We start from the raw sequence: 1,645 nt of genomic DNA on the forward strand, positions 1-1,645 counted from the left end.
ATAGGTCGACGCTGCGGGCGCGGCGGATCGAAGCCGAGCACGAGGGACGTGTGCTCCCAGATGTTCAATGCCTTGCGCCCTCCATCGCTGCGAGCGCGTCGGCCATCGCGAAGCCGACCCGCGGGAAGAGCTCGGACCACGCCCACACGAGCGCGTCGAGCCGGTCGGGCGAGCGCCCGCTGCCAGGCTCCCATTCGCAGAGCTGATCTTCGAGCGCCGGGAACGAGCCGACGTGCGAGACGGTGCCGCGCTCGTAGGCGGCAGCGCACGGCTCGGCGCGGGTCAGCTTCCCGCGCGAGGCGTGGACGAGCTTCACGCGCACCGATCGGTCGACGACGTGGAGCGTGTGCTTCACCATCTCGCCGCCGTTATTCGCCTCGGCGACGATGTAGTCGGCCTCGAGCTCCTCGAGCAGCGCGACGGCACGCCGAGCCCAGCCGTCTGGCGAGTAGCGCCCCGAGCGGTCGCCCAGAACGTAGCCGCGCCGGTCGACGCCGCGGCCGAGCGCGATGATCCCGGTCTCGTCGCTGCCCTCTTCGGAGGTCACGGCCGGGTCGATCGCGACGACCACGCGTGCGAGCTCCGGCGCGGCAGAGACGCGCCGCGCGTCGATCCAGTCCCGTTTCCAGAGCGCGCCCTCGACGTCTTCCAGCAGCTCGGCCTCGAGCTCCTGCCGGCCGAGCCGAGTCCCGGCGTACTGCTCGACGAGCAGCCGAATCGCAGGCGAGAGGTTGCCGATGTTATCGAGCGTGCGGCCCTTCGTGATCGCCACGCCCGGCTGGCGCAGGATCTTCTTCAACTGGTCTATCGGCTTCGGCGTGGTGGTGACGAGCGCCTTCGCGTAGCCGAGCCGCAGGCCGAACCGCGCGATCTCGTAGGTCTCGGGCGCCGCCCAGCTCGCCAGCTCCTCGCACCAAAGCAGATCACTCTGGAAGCCGCGGACCTTGTCGGGCTCTGCCGCCGTGAACACGCGCGCGATGGCACCGTTCGGCCAGACGAGGCGACCGCGCGCCGGTTCCCATCTCGGGCGGTTCCCGACCGGACCCACGTGGAGCAGACCGGAGTCGCCGTCGATCATCGTCTCGCGCGCATCGCTCGGCGTGCGCTCGATCAATGCGATTCTCCGAGCTCGGCCTGCGCGGGCTTCGGCCGAGACGAACTCTGACCCAACGCGCGTCTTGCCCCAGCCGCGGCCGGCAAGGCAGACCCAGACCGACCACGGATCATCGGGCGGAAGCTGCTCAGGACGCGCGCGAAGAATCCAGACGAGCTCTTCAATGCTGGACCTCGCTGCCGGGCTCGCTCGGCGTATCAGATCCGCTCGTTCCGTTGGCGTGAGCTCGCCGAACTGCGCGGCCAGCGAGCGCCTGCTCGACCAGGTCGGCGAGGTCGGCGTCGTCTCGAGTAACCGTGATGTCACCGGAAACCTCGACTTGCATCGGCGCAGGCCACACGCGCTTGCCGATGAACTCGATCGCCTGGGCGTCGGCGCTCTCGAGCCGCTGCGCCATGCGCTCGATCATCAGGTCTAGGCGCGTCCGATCGGGGTCGCTGGTCGCGGGCTCCTGCATGGCCGCGATCAGCAGTGTGCGCATGTGCTCGAGGCCGCGCGCACGGCCGCCGGGCTTTCCTGAAACCCCCTTTT

Annotated in this window: 1 protein-coding gene; it reads right to left on the reverse strand. The window is 69.7% G+C overall.

Annotation, left to right across the window (positions count from 1 at the left end):
• Window positions 1-64 precede the first annotated feature (64 nt).
• Complete coding sequence (locus FJ108_18585) at window positions 65-1,312, reverse strand: ATP-binding protein (protein MBM4337901.1); 1,248 nt, start codon at window positions 1,310-1,312, stop codon at window positions 65-67.
• Window positions 1,313-1,645: the final 333 nt, after the last annotated feature.

The organism is Deltaproteobacteria bacterium (genome assembly GCA_016875225.1).
In the GTDB taxonomy this organism is placed as follows: domain Bacteria; phylum Myxococcota_A; class UBA9160; order SZUA-336; family SZUA-336; genus VGRW01.